The following is a 13,427-nucleotide window of genomic DNA, read 5'->3' on the forward strand; positions in this document are numbered from 1 at the left end:
ACAGATAGCCCGCTGATGGTGGCCTGTCAGTGGTCAGATTGCCCACTGAATACACAAACTATTGCGCACCTTGCGATACGGCGGGAGCCTGCGGACATGGCAGCTACCGCGAACACCCAGCACACGGCCACCACCCCCCACACCGCGCGCGAGGCCGATCCCTTCCCGGTCAAGGGAATGGACGCGGTCGTCTTCGCCGTGGGCAACGCCAAGCAGGCGGCGCACTACTACTCCACGGCCTTCGGCATGAAACTCGTGGCGTACTCGGGCCCGGAGACGGGCAGCCGCGAGACCGCTTCGTACGTGCTCACCAACGGCGGCGCCCGCTTCGTCCTGACCTCCGTCATCAAAGCCTCGACGGACTGGGGCCACTTCATCGAGAGCCATGTCGCCGAGCACGGCGACGGCGTCGTCGACCTCGCCATAGAGGTGCCGGACGCGCGCGCCGCGTACGAGTACGCCGTCGAGCACGGTGCCCGCGGCATCACCGAGCCCTACGAGGTCAAGGACGAGCACGGCACGGTCGTCCTCGCCGCCATCGCGACGTACGGCAAGACCCGCCACACGCTCGTCGACCGCACCGGCTACGACGGCCCCTACCTGCCCGGATTCGCGGCCGCGTCCCCGATCGTCGAGCCGCCCGCCAAGCGGACCTTCCAGGCGATCGACCACTGCGTCGGCAACGTCGAGCTCGGCAAGATGAACGAGTGGGTCGCCTTCTACAACAAGGTCATGGGCTTCACGAACATGAAGGAGTTCGTGGGCGACGACATCGCGACGGAGTACAGCGCGCTGATGTCGAAGGTGGTCGCGGACGGCACCCTCAAGGTGAAGTTCCCCATCAACGAGCCGGCCATCGCCAAGAAGAAGTCCCAGATCGACGAGTACCTCGAGTTCTACGGCGGCGCGGGCGTCCAGCACATCGCGCTCGCCACGAACGACATCGTGGAGTCCGTACGCACCATGCGCGCGGCCGGCGTCCAGTTCCTCGACACCCCGGACTCGTACTACGACACGCTGGGAGAGTGGGCGGGCGAGACGCGCGTCCCCGTCGACATCCTGCGCGAGCTGAAGATCCTGGTCGACCGCGACGAGGACGGCTACCTGCTCCAGATCTTCACCAAGCCGGTCCAGGACCGCCCGACGGTCTTCTTCGAGATGATCGAGCGGCACGGCTCGATGGGCTTCGGCAAGGGCAACTTCAAGGCCCTGTTCCAGGCGATCGAGCGGGAGCAGGAGAAGCGGGGCAACCTGTAGGAGCCGGGGCCCGTCGCTGGCTAGAGTGCGGACATGGCCAGGATCAATGACGTCGGCGGGATGACGGGCTTCGGGCCCGTCGACACCACCGACGACACGGAGCCCTTCCACGCGGACTGGGAGGCGCGGGTGTTCGCGCTCAACAGTGCGCTGGTGCGTGAAGGCGTCTACAACCTGGACGAGTTCAGGGACGCGGTGGAGACGATGCCGCCGGGGGAGTACCTGGCGGCGTCGTACTACGAGCGGTGGTTCCACGCGATCCGGGTGCTGTTGGTGCGCAAGGGTGTGGTGGCGGAGGGTGATCTTGATGCCTGATCGCTTTGTCGCGGGCGCGGCCGTCCGCACCGTCCACCACGACCCGACCCACCACACCCGCCTGCCGCGCTACGCCCGGGGCAAGCGGGGCGTGGTCCTCGAACCCGAGGGGCGGCACGCGCTGGCGGACGTCAGCTCGCAGGGGCGCGGGGACGCGCCGGTGGAGCAGGTGTACGCGGTGCGGTTCGCTGCGCGGGAGCTGTGGGGTGAGGGAGACCACGGGGTGGTCCTTGACCTGTGGGAGAGCTACTTGGAACCGGCCTCGGGGGGCAGCTGATGTCCGGTACGCACTCGGATGCTGCGATCTCCCGCCAAGTACGTCACTTGGAAACCCTGTTGGAGGAGCGGGGAATCGTCGCCGGGGCCGCTCTGGACGAGGCCCTGGACGCGTTCCTCGCGGGGTCGTCCCCGTTGAACGGGGCGCGGGTCGTCGCACGGGCTTGGACGGACCCGGAGTTCAAGGAGCGCCTTCTCGTGGACGGTACGTCTGCGGTGGCGGAGCTGGGTTACGCGGCGGGCGGCGTCCAGCCACAGCGCCTCCGGGTGGTGGAGAACACCGCCCACACCCACAACGTGGTCGTCTGCACGCTCTGCTCCTGCTATCCGGTGCGGCTGCTCGGGCCTTCTCCCAGCTGGTACAAGAGTGAGGCGTATCGGTCGCGGGTGGTGCGGGAACCGAGGGCGGTTCTCGCGGAGTTCGGCCTCGTCGTGCCTCCCGACACGGAGGTCACGGTCTGGGACTCCAGCGCGGAGACCCGCTACATGGTCCTTCCGGTCCGCCCTCCGTCCACCGATTCCCTCTCGGAACCGGCCCTCACCAGCCTGATCACCCGCAACGCGCTGATCGGCACGGCTCGCTTGTAGCGGACTTGCGCGGGGGCTCGTCGTCCGCCTGCGGCTGGTAGCTGGCGGTTCCTGTCCCGGCGCTCCGCGCCCGACGTTTTCCCGCCCACCCGCCCGATTGCCCCGCGTCGCGTCGGTTCTTCCTGTGGGCCTGTGATGCCGGGTGATCGGGTGGGTGGGTGGGAGACATCCGGCGCGAAGCGCCGGGACAGGGAGTGTGGCGGCCCGCAGATGTCAGCGCTGTTGGGTTGGCGTTGGCGTTGGGGTCGGCCCGGGGCGAGGGGGGCTCGGGGGTGTTGGCGCCGGAGGGGGTGCCGGGGCGTACATCTGGTCCGGGCCGCCGTCCGGGGGGTCGCCCAGGGACTTCAGGGCCTCCCTGGCCTCCGGGGCGAGGAGAGGGGAGAAGTGGGGGTTCAGGCGCAGCGCCTCACCGATGTGGCGTCGTGCAGCCCCGTACTCGCCCAGCTCCCGCTCGATCTCACCCCGGTGGTAAGCGAGCAACGCGCTCCGCGGCCCCTTGTCCGTGGCCCGCGTCGCGAATTTCAGGGCCTCCTCATCGTCCCCGGCCCTATGCAGCGCCCAGCCGAGCGCGTCCGCCACCTCCGGACTGCCGTGGCGTTTGAACTCCGCCCGGAGGCGGTCCACCGCCGCATCCGCGTCCCCGTGGTCCGCCTCGAAGAGGCCGAGGATCCGTTCGTCGTTGACGCCGTTGACCCCCTCCTGCTTCACCCGGGCCCGCAGCACGTCGTACTGGGCCCGCGCGGCAGGCGTCAGGCGCAGCGACTCGTACAACTCGCCAAGCGCCAGGGCGTACTCCGGTGCGGGCTGCCTGACCAGCGCGTTCTGGTAGGAACGTAGGGCCTGAGACGTACGGCCGAGAGCGGCGAGCGCCCGGCCCTTCCCGGCGAGGGAGGGATGGTGGTCCGGGTCCGATGCCAGTGCCGCGTCGTAGTAGCGCAGGGCCTCCGCGGGCTCGCCCCGCTCCCACGCGAGCTCGCCCTCCAAGTACAGGCAGGCCGCCTTCTGCGCGGGCCCCTCCGCGAGCGCCGCCGCGTCCATCAGCGCCACGGCCGCGTTCTCGCGCCAGCCGCGGTCCCGGTAGACCTGCCCGGAGCGCGCCATCACGGAGGTGGCGTTCGCGTTCAGCTCCTGAAGTGATTCCAGGGCCTTGTCCGCGCCCTTCGCGTCACCGAGGCCGCTGTACGCGTCGATCAGGGAGGGATACGCCGACCACCTCTTCGGCGCGAGGGCGACCGCGCTCTGGGCCCACTTCTTCGCCCCGCGGAAGTCGTGCCGCGCGTTCGCGAGCACCGCCATGCCCGTCAGCGCCCGCGCGTTCCCCTGCGGCCGCGTCTTCAGGGACGTACGCAACGCCTTCTCGGCCCTGGGGTAGTACGCGGAGTCCGCGGTCCGCTGACCCCGCTCGACGTAGGCGGCCCCGAGCACCGCCCACGACTCGTCGTCACCGGGATTCTTGCGCAGGTGCGCCTCCCGCTCCCCGATCAGGACCGTGAGATCGGGCAGCGCCGCCGGAGCCCCGGCACCCGCCGCCGCCATCGCCCGCCCGGCGGGCCCGAGCGCGGGCGGCGCCGCCTTCCCGCCCCCGCCGGGCCGCAGCACCAGTACGCCGCCGAGCACCACACACCCGGCGACCGACGCGATCAGTACCCGCCGGACGGCGGGGGAGCGGTGCGAGCCCCGCGGCGACTCGTTCCGGACGCGGGGCGCGGGCGCGGACGGCGGAGGCTGTTCCTTCTCGGCCACGGACTCGGCCACGGACTCGGCCACGGACTCGGCCACGGACTCGGTCACGGACCCGGACCGGCTCTCGATCTCCATGGCGCTCACTGTGCGTCAATACGAAGAGCACATCCCGGCATGCGGACCGGCGTCGCACACGGGTTCACACCGATGGCCCCGGGTGCGAGGCTGTGATCATGAGCCGCACACTCATCGAACTCCTCCTCGAGGGCCACGAGGGTCACGACGGCCTTCCCGCCGAGGCCGTCCTCACGGACCCCGACATCACGTCCTCCTACGCGAACGACATGGCGAGCTTCTGCGACGCGGGCACCCCGGCCGTCGTCGTCCTGCCGCGCACCGTCGAACAGGTCCAGCACGTCATGCGCACGGCGACCGAGCTACGGATCCCGGTGGTGCCGCAGGGCGCCCGCACGGGCCTCTCGGGCGGCGCGAACGCCAGCGAGGGCTGCATCGTCCTCTCCCTGGTCAAGATGGACCGCATCCTGGAGATCAACCCCGTCGACCGGATCGCGGTCGTCGAACCCGGCGTCGTCAACGCCACGCTCTCCCGCGCAGTGAACGAACAAGGTCTCTACTACCCGCCGGACCCCTCCAGTTGGGAGACCTGCACCATCGGCGGGAACATCGGCACCGCCTCGGGCGGCCTGTGCTGCGTGAAGTACGGGGTGACGGCGGAGTACGTCCTCGGTCTCGACGTCGTTCTCGCCGACGGGCGGCTCATGAGCACCGGACGGCGCACGGCCAAGGGCGTCGCCGGCTACGACCTGACGCGCCTCTTCGTCGGCTCCGAGGGCAGCCTCGGCATCGTCGTCCGCGCGACCCTCGCCCTGAAGCCGCAGCCTCCCCAGCAGCTCGTCCTCGCCGCCGAGTTCGGCTCGGCGAAGGCCGCGTGCGACGCCGTATGCAAGATCATGGAAGGGGGGCACGTTCCCTCACTCCTCGAGCTGATGGACCGTACGACCATCAGGGCCGTGAACGCCCTTGCCAACATGGGCCTGCCGGAGACCACCGAAGCGCTGCTCCTCGCCGCCTTCGACACCTCGGATCCCGCCGCCGACCTCGCGGCCGTCGGCGCCCTCTGCGAGGCCGCGGGCGCCACCCAAGTGGTCCCGGCCGAGGACGCGGCCGAGTCCGAACTGCTGCTCCAGGCAAGGCGGTTGTCACTCACCGCGCTCGAAGCCGTCAAGGGCACGACGATGATCGACGACGTGTGCGTGCCGCGCTCCAAGCTCGCCGACATGCTCGAAGGCGTCGACCGCATCGCCGATAAGTACAGCCTCACGATCGGGGTCTGCGCACACGCGGGCGACGGCAACACCCACCCCACCGTCTGCTTCGACGCCACGGATGCCGACGAAGGCCGCCGTGCCCGCGAGTCCTTCGACGAGATCATGGCTCTGGGCCTGGAACTCGGCGGCACGATCACCGGCGAGCACGGCGTGGGTGTCCTCAAGAAGGAGTGGCTCGCCCGCGAGATCGGCCCGGTGGGCGTGGAGGTGCAGCGCTCCATCAAGGCCGCCTTCGACCCGCTCTCCCTCCTCAACCCCGGGAAACTGTTCTGATCCCGGTCCTCATACGTCGCCCCCGTGGCGGCGGAGCTCACTCACCGTCCTTGGACTCGTCGGAGGGCCAGGGGTCGCGCAGCCAGAGCTCGTCGACACGGCCCGTGGTCGGTGTGAGCAGCTCGGCGAGGCCGTCGTCGATGCCGAGCCGCTCTGCCTCAGAGCCCGGAGGGACCACCCGCAGCGTGCGCTCGAGCCAGGCGGACACGGCGGGCGCCGGTGCCTCGAGGAGGGCGTCACCGTCGGGTGAACTCAGCGCCATCAGAACGACGCTGCGTCCGTCGACCTTGGTCGGCCAGACCCGGACGTCACCGTGCCCGCAGGGCCTGAACACTCCCTCGACGAGGAGTTCGCGGGCGAACGTCCAGTTCACGGGATGATCGGAGCCGATGTGGAAGGCGATGTGGACGGCGTAGGGATCTTCTGTGCGGTAAGTGAGGCGGGCCGGAACGGGGATCGCGCGTTCCGGCGAGAGGACGAGTTTGAGCTCAAGCTCGCGTTCCACCACGGTGTGCATGTCGGTGCTGTTCCTTCCTTGTTCAGGGCCCTGGAGCGGGTCCGTGCAAGGAGAGAGCGCGGCGGGGGCGGAGCGTTACGCGGGTTTCGGAAACTTTCTCCGTACGAGGCCGAACTGTGCCCGGAAAGTGGTCTGTGGGGCAGGACTCGCACAGGGGGACGCGGAGGTCTGATAGATGTGGAGCCTCAAAAAGACCCCCGAGCAGATACGGGACGACGGACATGAGCGCCCCAACTCCGGCCCCAGGCGACGACAGGCCCCGCGAAGGCTACTACCCCGATCCTTCCATTCCCGGATATGTCCGGTACTGGAACGGCGCGGCCTGGGTGCCCGGGACCAGCCGTCCCGCTCCGACGGACGGAGAATCGCTCCCCGCGCCTCCGGGATCGGCTCCCGAGTCCGCACCCGCACCCGCACCCGTGTCCCTGCCCGCGGAGGAGACCGGTCCGCACTTCTTCGACGAAGAGCCCTTGGCGGCGGGCAGCGCTGTTGATGCCGACGCCGCGCAGCACGGTGCAAGGCCCGAACCCGCCTCCGCGTGGCAGGCGGACTCGGCCCGGCAGGCGGGGCTCGGCGGCGAGCAGGAGCAGCGGATCTCGTGGGGCGGGCCCGAGCAGCCGAGTGCTCCGGGGACAGGGGAGCCGCGGGATCCGCGCGATCCTCGGGTGCCGGGTGCGTCGACCCCGCCGGACACCCCCTCCGCCAACTCCTCTCCCTCTCCTTCCTCTCCCTCTCCCTCCCCGGAGACGAACGGGCCCGGCACCGTGCAGATCCGCGCGATCAAGCCGGGCGGGTCGGGTACGCCGCCGGGGCAGGAGCAGCCGTCGACGGAGGGCACGGTGACGTTCCGCAGGCCCGCCGGGCCGGTGCGCCCCGCCGCAGCCTCGCCCGCCACCGAAGGCACCATGGCGATCCGGGCGCTGCGCCCGAAGTCCTCCGGTGCGGCGGAACGGACTCCGGCGCCGCCGCAGACCTCCGTACCTCCCCAGGCCGCGGCGCCCGCGCCCGCGCCGACGCCCACCCCTGCACCCGCTCCCGCACCCGCCCCCGCCCAGCCGTCCGTTCCTCAGCAGGGCGGTGCGCCGGCCGGTTCGGTCTCGCCCATGACCTCGGGGCCCGGCGGCGGTTCGCCCTCGTGGGCGCAGCAGGTGCACCAGCTCGCCGAGGGGGACGGGCAGCAGCAGCCCGTCGTGCCGTGGAAGCCGGTGGCCAGCGACCCGTTCCTCGCCATGGCGCAGAACCAGGCGGCGGGGCGGCCCGCGGGGCTCGGCAAGCGGTTCGCCGCGCGGTTCATCGACACGGTCCTCCTGGTTGCCGTGACCGGGGCCGCGGCGCTGCCGCTCGGCACGAAGGCCGCCGATCACGTCGACAGCAAGATCGACGCGGCGAAGATGTCCGGCGAGAAGGTCACCGTATGGCTGCTCGACGGCACCACGGCGGGGTACCTCGGGATGGTCCTGGCCGTGCTGCTCCTCTTCGGCGTCCTCTATGAGGTGCTGCCCACGGCCAAGTGGGGGCGGACGCTGGGCAAGAAGGTCCTCGGCCTCCAGGTGCGGGACATGGAGGAGCACGAGACGCCGACGTTCGGGGCCGCGTTGAAGCGGTGGCTGGTCTACGTGGTGCCGGGGGTCCTGGTCATCGGGATCGTCGGCGTCCTGTGGTGCGTGTTCGACAGGCCGTGGCGCCAGTGCTGGCACGACAAGGCCGCGGGAACGTTCGTGGCGGGGTAACTGGCCCCTGGGCCTCGGGCACCGTCAATCACCGGCTTCGCCGAGTTCGTCCTCAAACGCCGGACGGGCTGGAATATCCAGCCCGTCCGGCGTTTGAGGACACCCTTAACCCAGACAGCCGCTCGCCGGATGCGCCCCCGGCGCACTCGCGATCGACTCGCACCATGAGTACCGAACCGCCGCAATACCCGCCGCCCCCCGACGACAACGACCCCTTCAGGAAGCAGCCCCCGCAGGACAGCGGCGGCGGCTCTCCTTACGGCACACCCCCGCCACCCCCGCCGTACGGCGGAGGCGGAGATCCGTACGGGGGAGGCGGAGATCCCTACGGCGGCGCCGGTGACCCCCTCGCCGGTATGCCGCCCCTGGCGCCGAGCGGCAAGCGCGTACTCGCCCGCATCCTCGACATGATCATCATCGGCGTGATCGTCTGGCTGCTCTCCTGGGCCTTCGGCACGAGCGAGTTCGACGTGGACCCGGACAAGGTCCAGTACGGGAAGAGCTTCGGGCAGTCGCTGCTGGCCGCCGTGCTCTACATCGCGTACGACACCTTCATGATCTCCAAGACGGGCCAGACCCTGGGCAAGAAGTGGCTGGGGCTGAGGGTCGCGAACCTCAATGACGGGGCGACCCCGACCCTGCAGACCGCGCTCGTCCGCGCGGCAGTGCTCTGGCTGCCGTTCGCCTTCTGCTGTGCCTGCATCTGGACAGCGATCTGCGGCGGCTGGAGTTTCTTCGACAAGCCCTACAAGCAGGGCCTGCACGACAAGGCTGCCAAGACGGTGGTGGTCAGCACCGGCTGACGGCAGAGGGCACTGCTACCGCGGCGGCAACAGGTGCGGCGGCAGAAGCGGCAGAAGCGGCAGAATCGGCGGGCTCGTGATCCTTACGGGCCCGCCGGCTCGTGTACGGGCTCGGCGAGCACGGGAGTGGCGGCCCGCTGGACCGGAACTCGGCCCTCGGCAGCCAGTGGGGCGGGGGCGGCCTGTGCGGCTTCTGGAGCCGGTGAGGCAGCGGGTTTCGGTTGGGGAACCGTCATGGCCACGAGTAATCCGAGGCCGAGCGCGGCGACGGCTATCACCGCGACACCGACGCCCGAACTCGTCTGGGAGAGCAACAGCATGGCGAGTGTGGAGAAAATGACCGTCAGCGTGCCATAGGTGACCTGAGCAGGGGTCGGACGAGGCAGCGACATGGGACGAGGCATGGCGTAATCCGTCCTCGGGGAAGCGGATGCGGGAGGGGTCGAACCCGATATGAAGCTGTAGCGCGAATCAAAGGGCGCCCGGCTGCCGCGACTTGATATGTGCCGCCTCGCACTGTGGCGCACCGACGAATAACTCTAATCCGCTGCATGCCCGACGGGAACGGGCAGTAAGCGTGACCTAACCCACGGTGCGGCAGCACAGGGGGCGCACGGGTTCATGACGTCCACCAAGTGGACGGTGCGGCGCGCCTGTTGACCATGCCGACGGGCGGGCGCACGCGTTCGGATAGCGGACCTCCAGGCCTGCATAGTGCACTTGGCCTGTTCAAGTCAAGGTCTGTCTTTTCTCCCGTATCTCCGGTCGAATGTCGTCACTTGTGACGCGTATCGCGCGCGGACCTCCTCCGACCGGGGCTCTCGGCCCGCCTTCGCGCGGACGCGGGGGAGGACAGCATCAAGTGACAGTCAGAAGACGGACGTTCAGAGCCACCGCGGCTGCCGTGGCGATGGCCGCGGCAGCCGCCACGTTCTCGGCAGCCACCGCATCGGCCGACGACAGTGGGTCCACCGGGGCTCCCGCCATCGACCGGCAGGACCCGAGCAGGGCCAAGGCGCAGGTCGACCACGACCTCGACGGGCCCTTCAGCAAGCAGCAGGCGCAGCAGCGCAAGGCGGCCCTTCAGCAGGTCGTCGCGGGTGACGCCAAGGTGCAGAAGCGCGGCGGCTCCCAGGTCGTGAAGCTCGACGACAAGAAGTACGTCGAGCTCGGCCGGGAGAAGACCGACAAGATCTTCACGATCCTGGTGGAGTTCGGGGACAAGGTGGACGACACCACCATGTACGACACCGACGGGGCGGACGGCCCCGAGCCGCCCGTCAAGAAGTACGGGGGCAAGCCGGGCCCGGCGCACAACAAGATAGCCGAGCCGGACCGTGCGAAGGACAACAGCACGGCCTGGCAGAAGGACTACAACAAGAAGCACTTCCAGGACCTCTACTTCGGTGAGGGCAAGGACGCCAAGGGCAAGGCCAAGCACTCCCTGAAGACCTACTACGAGAAGACCTCCTCCGGCCGTTACTCGGTCGACGGCGAGGTCTCCGACTGGGTCAAGGTCGACTACAACGAGGCGCGGTACGGCTCCAACTACTGCGGCGACACCAACTGCCCCAACGTCTGGGACGCGGTCAAGGACGGCGTGACCGCCTGGACCAAGGACCAGAAGGCACAGGGCCGCACGGACGCCCAGATCAAGGCGGACCTCGCCAAGTACGACCTCTGGGACCGCTACGACTTCGACGGCGACGGCGACTTCAACGAGCCGGACGGCTACATCGACCACTTCCAGATCGTGCACGCGGGCGAGGACGAGTCGGCAGGCGGCGGCGCCGAGGGCACCAACGCCCTGTGGGCGCACCGCTGGTACGCGTACGGCAACGACGCGGGCAACACGGGACCCGGCAAGAACAAGGCGGGCGGCACGCAGATCGGCGACTCGGGCATCTGGGTCGGCGACTACACGATGCAGCCGGAGAACGGCGGCCTCGGCGTCTTCGCCCACGAGTACGGCCACGACCTGGGCCTGCCCGACCTGTACGACACCTCGGGCAAGGGCGAGAACTCGGTCGGCTTCTGGTCGCTGATGTCGGCGGGATCCTGGCTCGGCACCGGCAAGAACGCCATCGGTGACCTGCCCGGTGACATGACCGCATGGGACAAGTTCCAGCTGGGCTGGCTGGACTACTCCAAGGCCAAGGCCGCGACGACTTCCGAGCACAAACTGGGCGTCTCGGAGTACAACACGAGACACCGCCAGGCGCTCGTCGTCGACCTGCCCAAGAAGGCCGTCACCACCACGGTCACCAAGCCCACCGAGGGCTCCAAGCAGTGGTGGAGCGACCAGGGCGACGACCTCAAGAACACCCTGACGCGCTCGGTCGACCTGACCGGCAAGTCCAAGGCCGAGCTCTCGCTCGACGGTTGGTGGGACATCGAGGCCAACTACGACTACCTCTACACCGAGGTGTCGACGGACGGCGGCGCCAACTGGACGCCGGTGGACGGCACGGCGGACGGCAAGCCCATCCCGCGCGACGCCGGTGACAAGCCCGCGTTGACCGGTGTCTCGGGTGCGTACAAGAAGCTCGCGTTCCCGCTCGACGCGTACGCGGGCAAGAAGATCGATGTCCGTTTCCGTTACTCGACGGACGGCGGCGCGGGCGGCAAGGGCTTCGCGGCCGACGCGCTCGCGGTCACCGCGGACGGCGCCAAGCTCTTCGAGGACGGCGCCGAGGGCGACGACAACGGCTGGACGGCGAAGGGCTTTTCGCGCATCGGCGAGTCCTTCACCAAGAAGTACGACCAGTACTACCTCGCCGAGAACCGGCAGTACGTGTCGTACGACAAGACCCTGGAGAACGGCCCGTACAACTTCGGCTTCTCCAAGTCCCGTCCGGACTGGGTCGAGCACTACGCGTACCAGACCGGCCTGATGGTCTGGCAGTGGGACACCTCGCAGAAGGACAACAACACCAGCGCGCACCCCGGTGAGGGTCTGATCCTTCCGGTGGACGCGCACGCCAAGCCGCTCAAGTGGGCGGACGGCACGCTGCTGCGGAACAAGATCCAGCCGTTCGACGCGCCCTTCAGCAAGTACGCGACGGACAAGTTCACGCTCCACAACGCGGACGTCGCGCTGAAGATCAAGTCCCAGAAGGGTGTCCCGGTCTTCGACGATCACAAGGGCACCTACTGGTACAAGGAGAACGGCACGGGAAGCGTCAAGGTCACTGACACCAACACCCAGATCAAGATCATCAAGCAGCCGAAGGATGGCTCCTCGATCACGGTCCAGGTAGGCCCCTCCAAGAAGTAATTTGCATTTTCGCAGGTCAAGCCATGATCGGCCGTCGCCCTCTAGCGGGCGGCGGCCGATCGTGTTTAGGTGCGTCCTGTGGATTTCTTATTGACACGGGGTCCGGCCAGGGGCCCCGTGCGCCGTCTCACGGGGGTGTGACCAGCCATGTCCGCAGGAGGTTTCAGCAAGCTGCCGAACGGCAGTGTGGTGGTGGCCCTGACCCTGCCGAGCCCGGTCATGGGCGGCGGCAACGTCCGGATGATCGTCCACGCGATGAACCGCGCGAGGGCGCTGACGCGGCTGCGGAATCTGGGCATGCGTGCGGTGTACCTGCGGGGCAACGCGGAGCCGCCGACGCCGGACGAGATCACGGCGGTGCTTCATCATCCGGACGGGTTGATATGGCGTGCGGCGCCGGACGCTGCGGCTGAGCTTTGGCATCCGATTCGGGCCCTGAAGCGACAGGCGCTCCAGGGCCAGAGACCCGGGCGGCCGGAGGCCCGTACCTTGGGCGTGTGAGTTACCGCTCGGCTGGGGCATGCGGATGGCTGCGGGCCCGGTGGGGGCTTGTCGCGCAGTTCCCCGCGCCCCTTACGGGGCGCTGTGGCTGACCGCGCCCGTGCGGCGGGGCCGCATGTGTCACAGCCCCGCGCCCCTACGGTGCACGGCCCCCGCGACCCCTTTACGGGGCAGTCTCGCGCCCCTGGCGAGGCGCAGCCCCGTGCCCCCTACGGGCCCTAGACCACCGGCTTGCCCGTCAGTTCCACCCCGGCTGCTCGCAGCTCCTCCAGGGCCCGTTCCGTCGTCTCCTTGGAGACGCCTGCGGTCAGGTCGAGAAGGACCGTCGTGCCGAAGCCCTCCCGCGCCGCGTCGAGCGCCGTGGCGCGCACGCAGTGGTCCGTGGCGATCCCCACCACGTCCACCTCCGTGATCTTCCGGTCCCGCAGCCACTCCGCCAGCGTGACGTCGTTCTCGTCGGCACCCTCGAACCCGCTGTAGGCGGCCGAGTGGGCCCCCTTGTCGAAGACCGCGTCGATCGCCCCGGACGCGACGACGGGCGCGAAGTTCGGGTGGAACCCGCCGCCCTCCGTGCCCGCCACGCAGTGCGGGGGCCAGGAGTGGACGAAGTCCGGCTGGTCCGAGAAGTGGTCCCCCGGATCGATGTGGTGATCGCGGGTGGCCACCACGTGCCGGTAGCCCGCGGGGGCCTGTCCGATCAGCTCGGTGATCGCGGCGGCCACATCAGCTCCCCCGGAGACCGCGAGGCTGCCGCCCTCGCAGAAGTCGTTCTGCACATCGACGACGATCAGTGCGCGGCGCATCGGGTGTCCTTCGGTTCGGCAAAGACTCTTAGGTGTGGGGGGCTCGGCCGGATGA

The 13,427-nt window shown here is 69.4% G+C and carries 13 protein-coding genes; 9 read left to right on the forward strand and 4 right to left on the reverse strand.

The genetic code is table 11. From position 1 onward, the window contains the following. Positions 1-96: 96 nt before the first annotated feature. Genes hppD through nthA form a run of 4 tightly spaced genes read left to right on the forward strand, consistent with a single transcriptional unit; the run spans position 97 to position 2,436 of the window. Positions 97-1,257, forward strand: a complete 1,161-nt coding sequence (gene hppD / locus ACWFRJ_RS06830) for a 4-hydroxyphenylpyruvate dioxygenase (RefSeq protein ID WP_453525173.1) — start codon at positions 97-99, stop codon at positions 1,255-1,257. 33 nt (positions 1,258-1,290) lie between these two features. After that, entirely contained in the window at positions 1,291-1,572 is a 282-nt protein-coding gene (locus ACWFRJ_RS06835) for a hypothetical protein (RefSeq protein WP_453525174.1), read from the forward strand. Continuing rightward, entirely contained in the window at positions 1,565-1,849 is a 285-nt protein-coding gene (locus tag ACWFRJ_RS06840; RefSeq protein WP_453525175.1) for an SH3-like domain-containing protein, read from the forward strand. Before ACWFRJ_RS06835 ends, ACWFRJ_RS06840 begins: the two co-directional genes overlap by 8 nt. After that, complete coding sequence (nthA, locus tag ACWFRJ_RS06845; RefSeq protein ID WP_453525176.1) at positions 1,849-2,436, forward strand: nitrile hydratase subunit alpha; 588 nt, start codon at positions 1,849-1,851, stop codon at positions 2,434-2,436. The genes ACWFRJ_RS06840 and nthA overlap by 1 nt, the downstream gene beginning before the upstream one ends. Positions 2,437-2,649: 213 nt before the next feature. Here the strand turns inward: nthA and ACWFRJ_RS06850 are convergent, their stop codons facing one another. Beyond that, entirely contained in the window at positions 2,650-4,254 is a 1,605-nt protein-coding gene (locus tag ACWFRJ_RS06850) for a tetratricopeptide repeat protein (protein ID WP_453525177.1), read from the reverse strand. A 98-nt stretch (positions 4,255-4,352) separates the two neighbouring features. Here ACWFRJ_RS06850 and ACWFRJ_RS06855 point away from each other — a divergent pair, with 98 nt between their 5' ends. Further along, positions 4,353-5,741, forward strand: a complete 1,389-nt coding sequence (locus ACWFRJ_RS06855) for an FAD-binding oxidoreductase (protein WP_453525178.1) — start codon at positions 4,353-4,355, stop codon at positions 5,739-5,741. Between the two features lie 37 nt (positions 5,742-5,778). On the opposite strand, the gene ACWFRJ_RS06860 is transcribed toward ACWFRJ_RS06855, so the two are convergent. Next, on the reverse strand, positions 5,779-6,258 hold the full coding sequence (locus ACWFRJ_RS06860; protein ID WP_453525179.1) for an SsgA family sporulation/cell division regulator: 480 nt from the start codon (positions 6,256-6,258) through the stop codon (positions 5,779-5,781). A 221-nt stretch (positions 6,259-6,479) separates the two neighbouring features. On the opposite strand from ACWFRJ_RS06860, the gene ACWFRJ_RS06865 reads away from it, so the two are divergent. Next, entirely contained in the window at positions 6,480-7,988 is a 1,509-nt protein-coding gene (locus ACWFRJ_RS06865; RefSeq protein WP_453525180.1) for an RDD family protein, read from the forward strand. A 164-nt stretch (positions 7,989-8,152) separates the two neighbouring features. Continuing rightward, the gene (locus ACWFRJ_RS06870; RefSeq protein ID WP_453525181.1) at positions 8,153-8,791 is read left to right on the forward strand and encodes an RDD family protein; all 639 of its coding nucleotides are present in this window, start codon (positions 8,153-8,155) and stop codon (positions 8,789-8,791) included. Between the two features lie 83 nt (positions 8,792-8,874). On the opposite strand, the gene ACWFRJ_RS06875 is transcribed toward ACWFRJ_RS06870, so the two are convergent. Beyond that, a complete protein-coding gene (locus ACWFRJ_RS06875) occupies positions 8,875-9,177 on the reverse strand; it encodes a hypothetical protein (protein WP_453527077.1) in 303 nt (100 codons plus the stop codon). 476 nt (positions 9,178-9,653) lie between these two features. Here ACWFRJ_RS06875 and ACWFRJ_RS06880 point away from each other — a divergent pair, with 476 nt between their 5' ends. Beyond that, on the forward strand, positions 9,654-12,068 hold the full coding sequence (locus ACWFRJ_RS06880) for an immune inhibitor A domain-containing protein (RefSeq protein ID WP_453525182.1): 2,415 nt from the start codon (positions 9,654-9,656) through the stop codon (positions 12,066-12,068). 147 nt (positions 12,069-12,215) lie between these two features. After that, the gene (locus ACWFRJ_RS06885; RefSeq protein ID WP_453525183.1) at positions 12,216-12,569 is read left to right on the forward strand and encodes a hypothetical protein; all 354 of its coding nucleotides are present in this window, start codon (positions 12,216-12,218) and stop codon (positions 12,567-12,569) included. 218 nt (positions 12,570-12,787) lie between these two features. Here the strand turns inward: ACWFRJ_RS06885 and ACWFRJ_RS06890 are convergent, their stop codons facing one another. Continuing rightward, positions 12,788-13,372 (reverse strand): nicotinamidase, encoded by a 585-nt coding sequence (locus ACWFRJ_RS06890; RefSeq protein WP_453525184.1) that lies wholly within the window; start codon positions 13,370-13,372, stop codon positions 12,788-12,790. Positions 13,373-13,427: the final 55 nt, after the last annotated feature.

It is taken from the genome of Streptomyces sp. NPDC055239, assembly GCF_053606205.1.

What these genes read in the sequence shown, in the direction of transcription:
- ACWFRJ_RS06850 (WP_453525177.1), bottom strand. Translation starts at nt 4,254, where the DNA reads ATGGAGATCGAGAGCCGGTCCGGGTCCGTGACCGAGTCCGTGGCCGAG.
- ACWFRJ_RS06890 (WP_453525184.1), bottom strand. Translation starts at nt 13,372, where the DNA reads ATGCGCCGCGCACTGATCGTCGTCGATGTGCAGAACGACTTCTGCGAG.
- ACWFRJ_RS06835 (WP_453525174.1), top strand. Translation starts at nt 1,291, where the DNA reads ATGGCCAGGATCAATGACGTCGGCGGGATGACGGGCTTCGGGCCCGTC.
- hppD (WP_453525173.1), top strand. Translation starts at nt 97, where the DNA reads ATGGCAGCTACCGCGAACACCCAGCACACGGCCACCACCCCCCACACC.
- ACWFRJ_RS06865 (WP_453525180.1), top strand. Translation starts at nt 6,480, where the DNA reads ATGAGCGCCCCAACTCCGGCCCCAGGCGACGACAGGCCCCGCGAAGGC.
- ACWFRJ_RS06870 (WP_453525181.1), top strand. Translation starts at nt 8,153, where the DNA reads ATGAGTACCGAACCGCCGCAATACCCGCCGCCCCCCGACGACAACGAC.
- ACWFRJ_RS06860 (WP_453525179.1), bottom strand. Translation starts at nt 6,258, where the DNA reads ATGCACACCGTGGTGGAACGCGAGCTTGAGCTCAAACTCGTCCTCTCG.
- ACWFRJ_RS06855 (WP_453525178.1), top strand. Translation starts at nt 4,353, where the DNA reads ATGAGCCGCACACTCATCGAACTCCTCCTCGAGGGCCACGAGGGTCAC.
- nthA (WP_453525176.1), top strand. Translation starts at nt 1,849, where the DNA reads ATGTCCGGTACGCACTCGGATGCTGCGATCTCCCGCCAAGTACGTCAC.
- ACWFRJ_RS06885 (WP_453525183.1), top strand. Translation starts at nt 12,216, where the DNA reads ATGTCCGCAGGAGGTTTCAGCAAGCTGCCGAACGGCAGTGTGGTGGTG.
- ACWFRJ_RS06840 (WP_453525175.1), top strand. Translation starts at nt 1,565, where the DNA reads ATGCCTGATCGCTTTGTCGCGGGCGCGGCCGTCCGCACCGTCCACCAC.